This is a genomic window from Simiduia agarivorans SA1 = DSM 21679 (assembly GCF_000305785.2).
GTDB classification, from domain to species: Bacteria; Pseudomonadota; Gammaproteobacteria; order Pseudomonadales; family Cellvibrionaceae; genus Simiduia; species Simiduia agarivorans.
In genome coordinates, this window is sequence record NC_018868.3 from 659,832 (window position 1) to 675,972 (window position 16,141).

At 46.2% G+C, this 16,141-nt stretch carries 9 protein-coding genes; 5 read left to right on the forward strand and 4 right to left on the reverse strand.

The features are described from left to right. Positions 1 to 95 precede the first annotated feature (95 nt). From M5M_RS02975 to M5M_RS02985, 3 genes are read left to right on the forward strand one after another with little or no spacing between them, the layout of a single operon-like run. Positions 96 to 2,048: an ATP-dependent nuclease gene (locus tag M5M_RS02975; RefSeq protein WP_015045984.1), complete on the forward strand. Its 1,953-nt coding sequence runs from the start codon at positions 96 to 98 to the stop codon at positions 2,046 to 2,048. Beyond that, positions 2,049 to 3,929, forward strand: a complete 1,881-nt coding sequence (locus tag M5M_RS02980; protein ID WP_015045985.1) for a UvrD-helicase domain-containing protein — start codon at positions 2,049 to 2,051, stop codon at positions 3,927 to 3,929. It begins immediately after the preceding gene. A gap of 18 nt (positions 3,930 to 3,947) precedes the next feature. Then, positions 3,948 to 5,285: a hypothetical protein gene (locus tag M5M_RS02985; protein ID WP_015045986.1), complete on the forward strand. Its 1,338-nt coding sequence runs from the start codon at positions 3,948 to 3,950 to the stop codon at positions 5,283 to 5,285. Positions 5,286 to 6,257: 972 nt separating this feature from the next. Here M5M_RS02985 and M5M_RS20060 read toward each other — a convergent pair. Next, positions 6,258 to 8,120, reverse strand: coding sequence for a hypothetical protein (locus M5M_RS20060; protein ID WP_016389192.1), 1,863 nt, complete (start codon positions 8,118 to 8,120; stop codon positions 6,258 to 6,260). A gap of 797 nt (positions 8,121 to 8,917) precedes the next feature. Between M5M_RS20060 and M5M_RS02990 the strand changes: the two genes are divergently transcribed. Further along, on the forward strand, positions 8,918 to 9,148 hold the full coding sequence (locus M5M_RS02990; protein WP_015045987.1) for a hypothetical protein: 231 nt from the start codon (positions 8,918 to 8,920) through the stop codon (positions 9,146 to 9,148). Between the two features lie 119 nt (positions 9,149 to 9,267). Here M5M_RS02990 and M5M_RS02995 read toward each other — a convergent pair whose 3' ends face one another. The 3 genes from M5M_RS02995 to M5M_RS03005 form a co-directional block, all read right to left on the reverse strand. Beyond that, a complete protein-coding gene (locus M5M_RS02995; RefSeq protein WP_015045988.1) occupies positions 9,268 to 10,041 on the reverse strand; it encodes a site-specific integrase in 774 nt (257 codons plus the stop codon). A gap of 489 nt (positions 10,042 to 10,530) precedes the next feature. Next, positions 10,531 to 10,764 carry a hypothetical protein gene (locus tag M5M_RS03000; RefSeq protein ID WP_015045989.1) on the reverse strand — a complete coding sequence of 78 codons (234 nt, stop codon included), beginning with the start codon at positions 10,762 to 10,764 and terminating at the stop codon, positions 10,531 to 10,533. A gap of 559 nt (positions 10,765 to 11,323) precedes the next feature. Further along, the gene (locus tag M5M_RS03005) at positions 11,324 to 13,558 is read right to left on the reverse strand and encodes an NADP-dependent isocitrate dehydrogenase (protein ID WP_015045990.1); all 2,235 of its coding nucleotides are present in this window, start codon (positions 13,556 to 13,558) and stop codon (positions 11,324 to 11,326) included. A gap of 476 nt (positions 13,559 to 14,034) precedes the next feature. On the opposite strand from M5M_RS03005, the gene M5M_RS03010 reads away from it, so the two are divergent. After that, on the forward strand, positions 14,035 to 16,134 hold the full coding sequence (locus M5M_RS03010) for a carboxy terminal-processing peptidase (RefSeq protein ID WP_016389194.1): 2,100 nt from the start codon (positions 14,035 to 14,037) through the stop codon (positions 16,132 to 16,134). Positions 16,135 to 16,141 lie beyond the last annotated feature (7 nt).

The window sequence follows — 16,141 nt, forward strand, 5'->3', positions numbered from 1 at the left end:
TTTGGTCATAGAAGCTGACGTTACAAGCAACATCCATGCTTCTAACCGTGAACCCAATAAAACAGACGATGTGATTAATAATAGGAATATCGGTAATGTATGTTTCTGAGCTACATATTCAGAACTTTAGGATATTTGAAAGTTTAAAATTATCTTTGAACCCGGGGCTTAATGTGCTTGTTGGCGAGAACAATTCCGGCAAGACAGCGCTAATAGATGCCGTACGGATCACTCTGGATACGAATTCCGCTGAATGGACCCGCATAACTGAATCCGATTTCCACAATTCTTCTGATACGTTTTCAATCAAACTAAAGTTTGACGGAGTTACGCCGGATCAGGCACGTACCTTTGTAGAACATCTTACACATGAAGAGCGATATGAAGGTGTAAGGCATTCTGTATTGTATGTGACCTTGACCGCCCGACGTACCGATGTGATTAGGCGGGGAAGCCGCTTAATCAGGACTGAACTGAGGTCAGGAATTAATGGTGACGGTCTCCCTATCGAAAGAGAAATTCGGGATTATCTTTCGTCAACGTATTTGAAACCACTCAGAGATGCCGAGGCGGAGCTGTCCTATGGTCGAGGCTCCAGGCTAGCACAAATACTCTCCTCTTCGAAGCACTTCAAACGTGATGGAGTTCATTTCGAGGCATTGCTTAAGGGATTGATAAAAGCAAATAGTGAAGTAAAGAATAATCAGGGGCTAAAAGATAATCGGTCGGATATTGACCGCTACGTTAAAGAGCTTACATTCAATACAGATAAGTTTGATTTGTCTATTCAAATGCTCGGCAGTCAGGAGTTTGACTCGCTGAACACTCTAGAGCGAGAACGTGCGTTTCAGGATATTTTGCAACGCTTGAGTCTGGTGCTTGATGAGTCAAAACCCATGCAAGGGCTTGGATATAGCAATATCCTCTTCATGGCTACAGAGCTGATATTGCTTGAGCAGGAGAATAGTGACTTCCCGCTATTGTTAATCGAAGAGCCCGAAGCTCATTTGCACCCGCAGTTACAAATGAAGCTTTTAAAATTTATCAGAGATACCTACTCGGACACCAAATCGGCCACATTCCAGACGATCCTTAGCACCCATAGCCCTAATTTGGCGTCCAAAGCGCCCCTAGAAAGCATGATCCTTGTTTCAAATGGGTCCGCGTTTCCGCTAACAAAAAGCGAGACATTGCTCGATTCGGAAGACTATGTCTTCCTTGAGAAGTTTCTCGATGTAACAAAGTCTAATTTGTTCTTCGCGAAGTCCGTTCTCATTGTCGAGGGTGATGGCGAGAGCATCTTGCTCCCCACTATTTCAAACTTGCTCGGAAGGCCTTTAGAGAATTACGGGGTAAGTGTGGTCAATGTAGGCAACACTGCTTACACGCGATATGCAAAAATATTCCTCAGAAGGGAGGCTCTTAATGGCAGTATCTCTAAGATACCAATTCGCGTTGCCTGTCTAAGAGACATTGATCTTTGGCCTAAGGATGCCGATAGCAACGTAAATGAGGTGGGATTCAAGACGCTCAAGCCACGGAACAAGCATTTCTGGTTGCCTAGGTCCGACCCCGATGGTGAGACATTTGGGACTGCCGCATTTGACAAAAGAAAGTCACTCCAGTCATTCGAAATCATGCATGAGGATGTAAAGCTCAATCTCGTAGATTTACAAAATACGCATGTCTTTGTGTCAGATGAGTGGACATTTGAATACTGCCTTATCCGAAGCGGTCTTGCAGAAGACATATATGACCTCGTGAAGAGCAAGGATGATCCGGCTTTCGCAGACCTCCCTACTGAACCGGAAATTCGGGCCATAAAAATATACGGGCTCATTGAATCAAGAAGTCTCAAGACCGATGTGGCGTACCGTCTAAGCCAGAAACTGATTGAAGACTATTCCGGCACGGAAGGTAAAGATCGGCTTCTGGAAAAGATACCTGCGTACATTAAGGCCGCTATCGCTTATGTTACTGAGCCGTTCAGCTCGTCTCCCGTTGTTGACGAAACTGCTACGGCAGCAGCCGGTACAGGAAGCGAGTAGATGTCCGAACTAGGGATTACTGATAACGATATCGACGAGTTCCTCCTGGACTACAACCAAAGGCTTTCAGACCCGTTGATGGCCCTCGAATTTGACGAAGTCAGGCGGGCTATTATCAAGTCTTGGGACGATGTTCAGGCCTGCCCGGGCAGCGGTAAGACGACGATTGTTGCGGCCAAGCTCCTCATTCTTGAAAAGAAGCTAAGGTCTGCGGGCTTAGGAGTATGCGTTCTGACGCATACCAACGTTGCCCGTAATGAAATTATCGCTAGAATTGAGACTTATCCTTCGGGCTTTCGGCTCACGCAGTACCCAAACTTTATTGGGACCATTCAGGAGTTTGTTAACAGATTCCTGGCATCACCCTATTTGCGATCAATAGAGATGAATCCTGTCCGGATAGATGATGATGCCTGCGCGGCGCTGATGAGCAGCAGGATTAGTTATAGAACGAAGAACTTCTTAGCTAAAAACAAACACGCATCTATATTCGAGCTAAAGATTCACCATGAGACGGGAGAGATTCAGGTTCCAGGCTTTAAAAATGAATCGAACTCACCTTCTTATAAAAATCTTACGGAAGTATTTCTTGAACGCGTTGATAGAGGATACTTCTTTTACTCAGAGATGTACTATTTCGCAAAGAAGTGCATTCAGGAGAATGCCGAGGTTGTAAGCGCGCTCAGAAAACGCTTTTCCTTTGTCCTTGTGGACGAAATGCAAGATACACAAAAATTTCAGGACGACCTCATTAACGAATTGTTCCTTTGCAATGATGTTATGCTGCAAAGGCTAGGGGATCCCGATCAGGCCATTTTCGACAATATAGGTGGAGAGAGTCCGAATGAGACTTTCAATGCCAATAGCGCGCTCGTTCCCCTCAAGAGCACACATAGATTTACGGCGGATATAGCTGCCAAGATATCCGGTCTGAGCGTTACCGGGATAGGCGAACTTCAGGCGTTTAAAGAAGCCTCACATGACACGCCTCACACGATATTTCTCTATACAGATGCTACAAAAATAAATGTGTTGGAGAGATTTTGCGAGTTGCTCGATGCGTTGGAGATAAACAATCAATCTCGTTATGCAAAGGCTGTGGGGGGCACAGAAGGCCAGGGAGGCTTTATCAGCGAGTATTGGCCCAGCTACGATAGAGCAAAATCCGTTAAGACACCGAGGCCCCAGTTGCTCATTGAGGCAGTATCACGCGAGTGGTGGGCGACGGAAGCTGATGCGGCCTTTCAGTATGCACTACTCATGCAGTGCATACTGGATTTGCTACGTCGAGGCGGCGTTACTGAAAACGTCGGAGCCTATACAAGGCACTATTCCGCGACCAGTCTTGATAGCCATCTAAGGACCATGGGAGCACACGAAGAGTTTAAAGGTCTGCTCACGTCCTGGATTATGGATGGAACCCCCTCTAAGGAACTCTGGAAGACACAATGCACTAAGTTGTTGTCTGTACTGGGAATTGACGGTGAAGAGGGGCTGGTGAAAGAATATTTGGTCTATTCAGAGAGCAATGGCGACGATAACGTTATCTCCCCGGCCGGAACGGCGAATGTATATCGCTCAGCTACCGGGCGTGAAATAGAAATCGGAACGATCCATTCTGTGAAAGGTGAAACACATGATGCGACGTTGGTACTGGAGACAAAAAATCACCAGTTTGATATAGAGACGCTATCCGGAAGGTTGGCCTTCACGGAAAACGGGTCAATTTCCGGAACACGGAAGCAAAAATTTGCCAGACAATTGTACGTAGCCGCTAGCAGACCTCGTAGGCTCCTTTGTATGGCGGCACACCAGGACCGGATTCAGCCTAATGTAAGGGCGCAGCTAGAGCGGCATGGGTGGATAATTCAGCTAGTATGAACATGAGTATTCAAGGTAATGGATGTGCTGAATAATAGGGAATGGTCAATATTGATATGGTTTACGGCCTTAGCACTTTATGTAGGGCTGTCGCCTAGAATGCAAGAAGTTAGGGCTTCATTGATAGATGTTATCCAATCCTTCTTTGTCTGGAAGATTCAGTCGGTACTCTTCTTGGCATTATCTTATGTTTCTATTGTGGTCTATTTTCTCCATGAAATGGATATGTGGCATATAGGGCAACTTAAAAGTACATTAATCTGGTTTTTTGCTGTGGCCTTCTTGTCATTTTTCGATATTGAAAATTACAAAAAAGATAGTGGACTATTTAAGAAGACCTTATTAGACAATATAAAACTTATTGCGTTGGTCGAGTTCTTGATCGGGTTTTATGTGCTGCCATTCTTGGCTGAATTAATTCTGTTTCCAGTATTGGTTCTTATCACCATGCCGCATGCTTATTCTCAAACAGATGAGAAATATAAAAGTGTTGAAACCCTCTTTGGAACGATTTTGGCAATCTTCGGATTTTCTCTTATTATTTATGCGCTATATGAATTAGCCACAAATTTTTTTGTGTTTACTAAACCGGAAACAGCTGAAGATTTTTTGCTCCCGCCTTTTTTAACACTAGCCTACCTGCCGTTCATATTTGCTCTGGTGATTTACACGACCTATGAAAATATATTTGTGAGGCTGCAATTTTCTATAAAAAATAAGTGGGTAAAACGATTTACTAAAGCTTTTGCTCTTATTGTGTTCAACTTCCATATTAAAGACCTTGAGCGTTGGGTATGGATGCTTCAAGTTAGGGATACCAATAATCTTCGGGATGTATTCAAAGCATGGAAGGATTTCAGAGCCATGCGCAAGGTTGAGAAAACCCCGCCCTCTATTTCAAAAAATGAGGGATGGTCGCCATATGAGGCGCAAGGATTTCTCAAAGAACATGGTATTGAAACAGGGTATTATAAGGAATTGCAAGGAGACTGGTTTGCTTCATCCCCATATGTGGAATTTGGGGATGGGCTCATAAAAGCAAATATCGCTTACTATATTGATGGAAATAGCCGCTCTGCCCGGTCTTTGAGAGTGACCGTAAATATAAATGATGGCAAAGATACAGATTTAGCCAGAAACAAGATGCTTGATGCTGTCGAGACATTATTTCAGAAAAGCACCAACCATATCCTTCCTGAAAAGATAAAAGAAGCGATTATCAATGAAAAAAATATTGATGATATCTATGACCTCTATAGCGTGTCTTTTGAAAATGAAGTTTGCGCTAATCATCGTTTAAATGGCTCTACTCTCCGGTTTTGTATCGCTATGCTGGAAGATTCTCAGAAACATTAGGTAGCATAAGTTATTTGGGTACCAATGTCCGCTTCTGGCCAAGGGGAGAGATGCGCCTCTCCTGCAATATTTCGGTTTCGCCCTAAAAAGCTGGTTTTCGATAAACTGATTACGCTAAACCTTACAAATATACGAAAAGGTGCGACGAGCGCTAAGATGAAATCCTCTGATGAGCGCGAGCAGGACAAATCGCCTTTTTATAATTTTTATTAATGTCCGCTCTTGGCCGAAAGAAGACTAATTAATGTTATTTAGAACATCTCAATGTTAGCCGCTCCTCACTAACTGAGGGTGCCGTCGATCCGGTAACCGTGCTGACACGCATATCGACTAGTGCGTGCGCCGCATACTGCAGCACATTTCAGCTTTTTAGGCCATTGCGGCCAATCGGAGTGGCTAAATTAGGAGTATTTTTTCAAGCAGTATAAGGTATGAAGAAGTGGGCCTCCTAGGATCCACTTCGTTGCAATATTCAGTGTGTGTAAAGTTGTTAATCGCAAAGATATCTTTGGAAATAGCTCGCGAAAGATAAATTGCTGCATCCTACTGAATTGCATGAACTTATTTTGACATCGACGTCAGCGGAGTTTTCAGTTAAATGAGGTGATCCAAATACTGTAAAGGAATAGACAAAATTGCTTCCATCTATGCTATACCAATGATCGTATGCGTTGGCATTAGAAGCTTCTTCCCATTCGGAGGTGTATACGGATTTATTATTCTGGCAACTGTACAGCGGAGTGGCTGAAATCCAGCTGGGTGCTGCCGGTGATCCAGGGGCGCCATTAGGGTAGCTTGTTGCACCACTTGCAGACCCTACACTTGCCGCTGCGGTTATTCCTGTTTCTTCGAAAGCGGATCGTATCGCATCTTGCTCTGAAGCGATGTTTGTGCTGGATAGCATGGATATTCTAAAGTCATTAAACATTACTAATCCATCCCCATCTCTATCTGAGAGTACGGTTAGACCTTCTATGAACAGCTCAGCGGCCCTTCTGAATGTAATGCCATTATATTGGTGACCAGTTTATAAAAAAAGTGGGAGCCTATCTGGGAGCTAGCGTGCCAGTCTCCAGTTACCATGTCCTCAGGATAGTGTTTTGGGGTGACCGCGGATCTGTTATCGGGAAGTGTCCAGGTTGGATTGCTGAAAGGTGGAGTTTTGTCGTAGTTTTGAAAAATCAACGTGTGAATGTCGGCAATTACTTCCTGTACCGTTAAATGTTCTAGCTTCTCACTAGTAGAAGCGTTGACTCCATCCAGCCAAATGGTATATACATCTTGAGCCACACTTGCATTAACTGCATGGCCAAGTTCGTGCCCCATATTTACCTTTGAGCTTTCCGTGGTTGGACTCAGCAAAATTGACGCGACTCTTTGGTAAGTATTATTTCTACCTGGTACATATCCAAGGCGGTATGCGGCATTCCCTGCACCTACGTCAGTTGTATTGGGTATTACATGAAGTGATTCCGTTTGGTTGGCTCCCGCATCGCAACATCCTGGGTGCTTCAAATCCTCCCACATCAACGCTGCTTTTCTTGTGTACTCGTAAGCCTTTACAAATTTGTCGGCCGTGCATCTCGGGTCCGTTGGAGTTACATTACATGTGCCCTCTGGAGTAAAAATTGACGTACTCCTACCGCAGCTTAGTGTGTCGCCAAAGGTAGAGTTGGCTGTTTTTCCGTCATTGTAGTCACACACTCTGGGTGCGGTTAGGTGTGAGCTGATATCTGTGGATTTTACTTCGCCGGATCTTACATTAAGGGTGAGTAATTCGGCTTTATCTGTAGGTGAGTTGTCGAAATAGAGAGAATAGTATTCGGCATAAGGTTTCGCGGAGTTGAAAGTTGGCCGAAGTTGTTTTTCCACCCTGTATCTAGGGTCGCTTAGGTCTACAGATTTTCCGTGTTTTAGGAAGAAGTTGTAGAATTTTGTCCTTGCTTCATTCTCGCTAATAAACTCTAGATTGGAGCTTGGTTCATTTGTTGAAATGTTGGATACTATTCTTTTCGGTTTCTTATTTTTGTCTAAAATTATTCTTACTTTTGCTGATCTTATTTTTATACTTTTATAGTATTGTTGGAATACGTATTCGTTAGGGCTTTCACTTTCTAATGAAAATGTCATTGTGTCTGGAATTGGGTTGTATGATAGGAATCGGTTGAGGTTTTTGGTGGCATCATTTTTTGTTTCTATTCTTGTATCAATTCCCAATTTTTCTGGTTTTGGTACGAAGGTAAGTGTTCCGTTTTTTCCGAGTGAATAAGATTCGGGTTTGTGCTCCCCTAAAGCGTCAAAAATTAGCCCTATTTTATTTATTCTTTCTTGTTCATGGCTTTTGCTTTTTTGTTGGGCTGTGTCTCCAAATATATTGGAGATTGTGGAGTTTTCGTTGGATTCTATGGTGATTATTTTATTTTCGTCCACTATTGATCCAGATAATGGTTGATCGCTCGAATCCAAGTTGTTGCCGTAAATCGCAATTGATTTTTGTGGAATTGTTAGCCTGATTTTATTGGATGGCTTATTGTCTAAAAACCCAACGAAGTGGACCGTGGATGTTGTATTATCATAATATGATTCTGATATTCGAAAGGATCTAGATAATCCGTTGACTGTATAATAACTTTCCTTCCTGGATTTTACTGCCTTTATTAACTCATTAAAGTTTAGATCTAAAATTTCACGTGTTGCATCAGAGGGTTGAGAGGAGTCTTTTGAGCTACTGTCTTTTGGTGGGGCATGTGGTTTGGTGACCTGTTCAGCATGCGTGGTAAATGATGCTGTCAGGAGGAAGGCTGAAACTAGGTGTAGAGTTTTCCTGATTATCATAGATCTAGTCCTTAGAGTATTGGTTCTATTCTATTAGAACTTATTTAGCTTGATGTCAACCCCGCAGCTTATTTGATCTCGGTGTTTGTGAGTTTTCTCTCAATGACCAAGTTCTTGTTTTGTAGGGGTTCTAGTGAATCTCCTTCTAGAAAGACAAAAACCCTATCAGTGCCCGTCAATTCTAGCCTGTGGTGGGAAGGTGCATTAATTCTCAGAAAGTGGCACTTACTCCTCGAACGACACCATCAGATGTTCAAATTCTGGAGCTCCCCAATCTGTCAGAACAGGTACTTCCCCTTCAGATTGATATTTTGCCATGCGACCGATGAAGCTCGGTTGATGGCTATCGCCAGCTTGACTTTTCCGTGAGTCATAAAGCTTTGGAATAGATAGTTCAGCACCTTGCTACAGCAAAGTGCTGAACCGAACAACAAGAGGTTCTGATATTTTTGTTGCCTACAGAGTACTCAAGTGGATCAAAGCTTCGGGTATAGATCCGAATCTTCGCAACATGGTTTTCGATTAAATGGTCACCGTCTCGAACCGGCCATATAAACCGCCATGGTGATAGTACCGTTGACATGAACCGGAAGGTGCAGCGGCAGGATTGTCGGATATAGAACGCTTGGAAATAGCTGTAGATTCAATAGGTTATCTGAATTTTTGTGAAAATTTTCAGAATGCCGATTGACCTTCTACGTAACAGCGTAGCCAAATCAGACTTCGGAACCTAGAATGTGGTGTTCTAGCGGGCTCATTTTTCCCGTTTGGCATGGAATTAGATTTAAGGAGGAACTATGGACGATAATATGATTAATAAATTAGTTGAAGAAGCTCAGCGCCTTGCTGAACCCTTAGATTTACAAAGTTTGATAGATCAAGGATTAATTCTGAAAAAAGGTAAATGCTATTACCTAAATTGCGATCCGGCAGAATTGCCAAAACTCGCCAGAAGGAGGATTGTAGGAATAGAGAAAAATAAAAATGGGGTGAAGGTGAACTTCTCTAGGATACAAAAGCAGCTGTAAATGCTACAAAAGTTATAAGTAATATGGGTAAAGAAATTTAAAAACCGCATCTATCGCATCCCATAGATGCCTGTGGGAGAGCTAACTTAATTCAATGACTGGATTTGACCGATGGAAGACTAATTTAGATCATTTAGAGCATCCTCTAAAACTGCCTCAGGCGGATCCTCATAAATCAAAGTGGTTGAAGGGTTTACGTGTCCAGCAATCTTCTGTGCGATTTTCACTGACTTCCTTTGTTTATGAATGATATGGGTGATCAATGCTCGACGCCCACTGTGAGAGCTGGCTTTCTCAATACCGGCCCAGTCTCGTAACATTAGCGCCATGTGCTCCTGAAGCGTATTCGGCGAATATGATCCACCTTTCTGTGTAATGAAAAGAGGGGAGGAGGGCTTTAATACCTCGCCTTTGGCGATGCGCATTTGTATATAGTTCGTCAACGCCTCCCGAAGGCTGCCGTCCACCATGGGTAAATCTCGGGATTTGCCTTTATGCTTCTTAAGCGGCGGATAGAAATCTTCCGGATTAACGGCAGCACCTGATTTGGCCAGAATTTCCACTTGTTTAATAATCTTGTTGAAGGTCTCCACATCAAAGCTGACCGTTCTGCGCTGGTACACCGTTTTGGAACGGTTCATGGCGTCAGCACCTTTGGTGTAGGCAGCCGGCAAGCTCATTACTTCCAGGAGCTTGAATCCCGAACCCAGGGAGTTCAGTTTGGCCACTTCCTTGATCTGCAGTAGGGCAATTTCTTGAGCCCGCAGACCGAGCTTGAAACTGATCTGCATGATCGCCGTATTTTTCTCAGGGTGCCGATGTTCCTGGATGACCTGAAAAAGGTGTTGTTGCTGCTCAGCCGTAGGGACCCGAGCCTGGCCAGATTTTGCCATTGTAGGCCTCAAAATAGGGTACGTTAATAATCCGTAATAATGGTATTTTAACGGATTACTGGCCAAATAGGAGATAGAACTGTCGGAAAATGACGTATCACGCGTCTGATATGGGAGCCTTTGAAAAACCTTCCAGGCAATTGGCAGTATCCACTCGAAGCCCGATACAATGCGTTCTGAAACGAGGCCTTTCCGAATACCGAGCTACGATCATCGCACTAAAGCCAGAACCCAAATTAGCGAAATTCGATCCGAATTTTCTTCCTGCGAGCCCTTACAAGTGCTGCGATGGGAGAAGCTTCGGGTCGTTTGAAATCGTAATCCTGTGCATCAGCGATCTCGATAACACGGCGATCACGCTCGTTCTGTTTTTCAAGTTTCAATCTGCGGATATCCATCATCAACACCTTGGTAAAATATTGTACTACTGAGGCATGCAAAAGAAGACGGCTCGGCTAGCTAGTATTGACTCTGAGATTGCAACCACCCCTAAAGATCAGTGATGGGTACGTCTATTGAAATTGCACTCTCCGTGACCACATGGATATTTGTTAGGTCATGCGCCAGTGCTAATTCAGCTAAATCTATAAATGGAGTTCTGTAACCCTCAGCTTTGACCCTAGGTTCGAGCCAATAAAAGCCATCCTCATCCTGCAGTACTCGAATACCTTGCTCCGGCGGCGTCTCGCTACATTTGCACTGAATTAGCTTAACGAGCTTCATGAGGAGGCCTCCTTATTGGTGCAATTTCAGATCATACCACTGAACGGCGCACCGAGAGACTTACCCAGACAAAGAAGTCGACTGAAGTAACTCGTATCCACGCGCGGCTTCATTGCCAAGGCCAGATATCGTAGTTTTACTAAAATATCAAAAAAATGAAATCAAAATTTCTTGTTAATATTCAATATCTTAGAAAGGTAAATGGAACAAAAAAGCAGATTATGTCGGACAACCCACTTACGTTTATAACGTCCGGTATCCATCCGATCCCGAGCCATCATCCCAGCCTGACCAAGTAGCGACAGCCCTTTGATGGTTACCGGGTGGAAGGAGGAGATCCGACGACGCACACCCGGTAACCATCCAACCCCCGTAAAAGCCTCTGGCAAGCCCTAGGATCGACTTTCCCCACATTGCGCATAATCTATATTATGTTAAATTATATGTTATTCAGTTGCGGTCAAGACAGACAGTCCCCCACGTACACTATCGGTTAACATAGGCCATATGGACATACAAAAAAGCCCGCTTGCGCGGGCCTTATCTTATCGTTGAACTATCAGGCGTTAATATTGCCCAACAACTGATTCAACGTCTGGCTCGGGCGCATGGCCTGTTCCAGCTTCTTGGCATCCGGATAGAAATAACCACCCATGTCTACCGGTACGCCCTGGCAATCTGCCAGTTCTTTCAGGATTGCTTCTTCTTTGGCAGCCATGTCTTTGGCCAGCGGCGCAAAAGCTTTCGCCAGGTCGGCGTCTTCGGTTTGCGCTGCCAGCGCTTCTGCCCAGTACATGGCCAGGTAAAAATGACTCCCGCGGTTATCCAATTCCCGAACCTTGCGTGACGGCGACTTGTCGTTTGCCAGCAACTTTCCAGTAGCAGCGTCCAAAGCGTCGGCCAGGACTTTCGCTTTCTTATTGCCGGTTTTATTGGCAACGTCTTCAAACGACACGGCCAGTGCCAGGAATTCGCCCAGGGAATCCCAACGCAGATGGTTTTCCTCAGCAAATTGCTGTACGTGCTTAGGCGCAGAGCCACCAGCGCCGGTTTCGAACAGACCACCGCCATTCATCAACGGCACAATTGAAAGCATCTTGGCACTGGTGCCCAGTTCCAGGATCGGGAAAAGGTCGGTCAGGTAGTCACGCAACACGTTGCCGGTAACGGAAATGGTGTCTTTGCCTTCTTTCATGCGCTCCATGGTGAGACGCACGGCGGCTTCTGGCGGCAGAATCTGGATGTCCAGGCCGGTCAGATCGTGATCTTTCAGGTAGGTTTGCACTTTCTGGATCATCTGGCGGTCATGGCCACGCTTGGGGTCCAGCCAGAAAACAGCGGGCATGCCAGACAGGCGCGAGCGGTTGACGGCTAACTTTACCCAGTCCTGAATAGGCGCATCTTTGGCGGTGAACATGCGCCATACGTCGCCCTGTTCAACCTTGTCGTGTTGCAGCACCACTTCGCCGGCTTTGTTCACGACGCGAACGGTGCCATCAGCAGGGATCACGAATGTCTTGTCGTGTGAACCGTATTCTTCAGCTTTCTGCGCCATCAGGCCCACATTGGGTACCGTGCCCATGGTGCGCGGATCGAAGGCATCGTGGTGCTTACAGAAATTCAATACTTCCTGATAAATAGTGGCGTAGCAGCTGTCGGGAATAACTGCTTTGGTATCCTGCAGCTTGCCATCGGAACTCCACATTTTGCCGCCAGCACGGATCATTGCAGGCATAGAGGCGTCAACAATGATGTCGCTTGGCACGTGCAGATTGGTGATGCCTTTATCGGAATCCACCATGGCCAGCATCGGGCGCGCTTCATAGCACTTGCGCAGGTCGTACTCGATTTCCGAACGCTTGGAGTAGCCCAGGCTATCGATCTTCTGCAGCACGGCGCCCAGACCGTCGTTGGGGTTAACGCCCAGCTCCTTCAGGGTTTTTTCGTGCTTTTTCCACGCGTGTTTGAAGTAAACCTCAACCGCATGACCGAACACGATAGGGTCAGACACCTTCATCATGGTGGCTTTCATGTGCAAAGAGAACAGCAAACCGGCGTTGCGCGCGCCTTCCATCTCTTCGTCCAGGAACTTACGCAGGGCCTTGGTGCTCATAAACTGGGCGCTGACCACTTCCTTATCCTGAACGGGGACTTCCTTCAGCAGCGTGGTCTTACCACCCTCTTCCACCAATTCAATTTTCAGGCTGTCGGCCTGCGTCATGGTGGTGGAAATATCGGAGGCGTAAAAATCGCCTTCGCGCATATGAGCAACATGGGTACGGGATGCCTGACTCCACTTGCCCATGGAGTGCGGATTTGCACGGGCGTATTCTTTAACAGCCCGCGGCGCACGACGATCGGAATTACCCTCACGCAACACCGGGTTCACCGCAGAACCAAGCACTTTGGCATAGCGGGCTTTAATGTCCTGCTCTTTTTCGTTTGCCGGGCTGTCGGGGTAATCCGGTAAACCATAGCCTTGGCTCTGCAATTCCTTGATCGCAGCCTTCAGCTGAGGAATTGAAGCGCTGATATTGGGCAATTTGATGATATTGGCATTCGGGTCCTGAGTCAGAGCGCCCAGTTCTGCCAAGGCATCGGGGACACGTTGTTCAAACGTCAGGCACTCAGGGAAATGCGCAAGTATACGGGCAGCAAGCGATATATCGCTGGTTTCTACCTCAATGCCAGCGGCCGCCGCAAACGCATTCACAATGGGCAAGAGTGAATAAGTCGCAAGTGCCGGCGCCTCATCCGTCAAGGTGTAGATAATTTTTGATGTTTGACTAGTCATTTGAACCCCGTATTTCGTTAAGTGACCAACCTATCAAACGTGGTCACCATCCTTTGAATTCTGCGTGCGGATCATACAGAAACCTGACCAAAATTTATAGGTTGTAAAAAAACAACAAACCATAATTCACCGAATAAATAGTGGGTATTTGCTGTGAACACCCTTAATCTCGCTGACATCCCGACCATTTGCATATTTTCTAACCAGCCCGCTGGCTTAGCCATACTGCGGATCCGGCAATCAGGCACCTGCGCTCACGACATTCTTGTTCAAAATACGAGCAGGTTGGAGTAAAACTACCTGGGTCTGGTGTATTTGCCGCGTGAAGGTGTTGCAAAGGTCGCAATAAACCGGCGCTCTACCCCGGCAAAGGTGTCGTAATCCCTTGTATTTGCTAAGCTCCGCAGGTGGGCAGAAATTTTCTGCCGTTGTCGAGAACTGACGCTCCCCTCGGGGCTCCGGAGTACCGAGTCATAATGAGATACCTAGCCTTAACTCTAGCATTGGTCATCGCCTGTACCGGCACACTTCAGGCTTCAACAAACACCAAAGATCCAGAGCTGCGATATACCGAAAGCCAATCGCGTACCGCAGTTGAAATAATTGAAAAGCTATCGACACGGCATTATCGCAAACTCAGCCTGGACGATAACCTCTCCAGCGCCTATCTCGATAAACTGCTGGAGACGCTCGATCCGGGGAAAGCGTATTTCTACGCCTCCGACGTCAATAAGTTCGAGAAAAACAGAAAGAAATTTGACGATTTTTTCAAATCCGGCGACCTGTCAATTGGTTACCAGATTTATGGCCTATACCGCGACCGTGTTGCCAACCGGCTGGATTCAATCATTGCAGAATTGGAAGATCCCGAGACCAAATTTGATTTCACGCGGGATGAAGCACTCGACAACGACAGGGAAAACGCAGCCTGGCCGAAGGATAAGGCTGAGGCAGACGAACTCTGGCGCCAGCGGGTAAAAGCGGCGGTATTATCGTTGAAACTGAGCGGCAAAACCGTTGCAGAAGCAAAAACCACGCTGATCCGGCGCTACAAGAATCAGGCAAACCGCCTGGCGCAGCAGGACGGCGAGGATGTGTTTGAGACACTCATCAACGCCCTCACCCTCCTCTATGATCCACACACCAACTATTTGTCCCCGCGTACGCTGGAAAATTTCAACATTAATATGTCGCTTTCACTGGAAGGCATTGGTGCGGTTCTGCAAACGGAAGATGAATTCACCAAAATTGTCCGGCTGGTGGCCGCAGGACCGGCGGAAAAGTCTGGTCAAATTAAACCCTCTGATAAGATTCTCGCCGTAGGCCAGGGTAAAGATGGTGAAATGGTGGACGTGGTTGGCTGGCGGCTGGATGAGGTCGTTCAGTTGATTCGCGGCGAGCCCAGCACCGTGGTCCGTTTACAAATACAGCCGGCTAACGAGGATGCCACTGGCGTAAAAATTGTTTCCATCACCCGGGAACGCGTCAAGCTTGAAGAGCAGGCAGCCAAAAAAGCAGTCTTTGAACTCAAGCGTGGTGACGAAACTTATCGCCTGGGCGTCATTGATGTCCCGGCCTTTTATCTGGATTTTGAGGCCTATCGCCAGCGCGATCCGAATTTCAAAAGCACGACCCGCGATGTGCGCCGGCTTTTGTTCGAGCTGGAACAGGAAAAAGTAGACGGAATCATTCTGGATTTGCGCAATAATGGTGGCGGCTCTTTGCAAGAAGCCACCACACTGACCGACCTGTTTATTGATCAGGGGCCGGTTGTTCAGATTCGTCAGTCGAACGAAACCATCTCCCGTTACCACCGTTCACGTGAACGCGCCATGTATCGCGGGCCACTATTGGTACTTATCAATCGCTTGAGCGCATCGGCCTCTGAAATTTTTGCGGGTGCCATTCAGGATTATGGTCGTGGCATTATTGTGGGGTCTCAGTCTTTCGGTAAAGGTACTGTGCAATCACTGACCGGTTTACAGGAAGGTCAACTCAAGATCACTGAGTCCAAGTTCTACCGCGTGTCAGGTGACAGCACTCAACACCGTGGCGTCATTCCTGATATTACATTGCCCAACCTTATCGACGACACAGAAGTAGGCGAAAGCGCATACGATAACGCCCTGCCCTGGGACAAGATCCACCCGGTGGCTCACGATCGCTATTTTGATATCAGCAACTTCATGGCACAGATTAATCCTGCCCACGAAAAACGGGTAGTTGCCAATCCAGATTTCAACTTTCTGGCCGATCAGATGCAATTGATGAATGAGCTGAAACAAAAAAAGACGCTGTCATTAAATGAAAGCCAGCGACTGAAAGAAAAGGCACAGCTTGACGCACGCAATCTGGCGGCAGAAAACATGCGTCGCAAGGCCAAAGGTGAGGAACCCTACGCCAGCATCGAGGCGCTAAAGGAAGCCAATGATGCCGAAAACGAACAAGCGCTCAGCGGTCCGATCCAAATTGACACTGAGAAAGACAGCCTGCTGTTAGAAGCTGGCGAAATTCTGGCCGATTTCATTGTGACTCAGCGTGAGGAAAGTGCTAACAAAATTGCGAATTTTAACTGATTCGTTC

Coding starts and splice junctions, on each gene's coding strand:
- M5M_RS20060 (WP_016389192.1), bottom strand. CDS start 8,120: ATGATAATCAGGAAAACTCTACACCTAGTTTCAGCCTTCCTCCTGACA.
- M5M_RS02980 (WP_015045985.1), top strand. CDS start 2,049: ATGTCCGAACTAGGGATTACTGATAACGATATCGACGAGTTCCTCCTG.
- M5M_RS02995 (WP_015045988.1), bottom strand. CDS start 10,041: ATGGCAAAATCTGGCCAGGCTCGGGTCCCTACGGCTGAGCAGCAACAA.
- M5M_RS02990 (WP_015045987.1), top strand. CDS start 8,918: ATGGACGATAATATGATTAATAAATTAGTTGAAGAAGCTCAGCGCCTT.
- M5M_RS02975 (WP_015045984.1), top strand. CDS start 96: ATGTATGTTTCTGAGCTACATATTCAGAACTTTAGGATATTTGAAAGT.
- M5M_RS03010 (WP_016389194.1), top strand. CDS start 14,035: ATGAGATACCTAGCCTTAACTCTAGCATTGGTCATCGCCTGTACCGGC.
- M5M_RS03005 (WP_015045990.1), bottom strand. CDS start 13,558: ATGACTAGTCAAACATCAAAAATTATCTACACCTTGACGGATGAGGCG.
- M5M_RS03000 (WP_015045989.1), bottom strand. CDS start 10,764: ATGAAGCTCGTTAAGCTAATTCAGTGCAAATGTAGCGAGACGCCGCCG.
- M5M_RS02985 (WP_015045986.1), top strand. CDS start 3,948: ATGGATGTGCTGAATAATAGGGAATGGTCAATATTGATATGGTTTACG.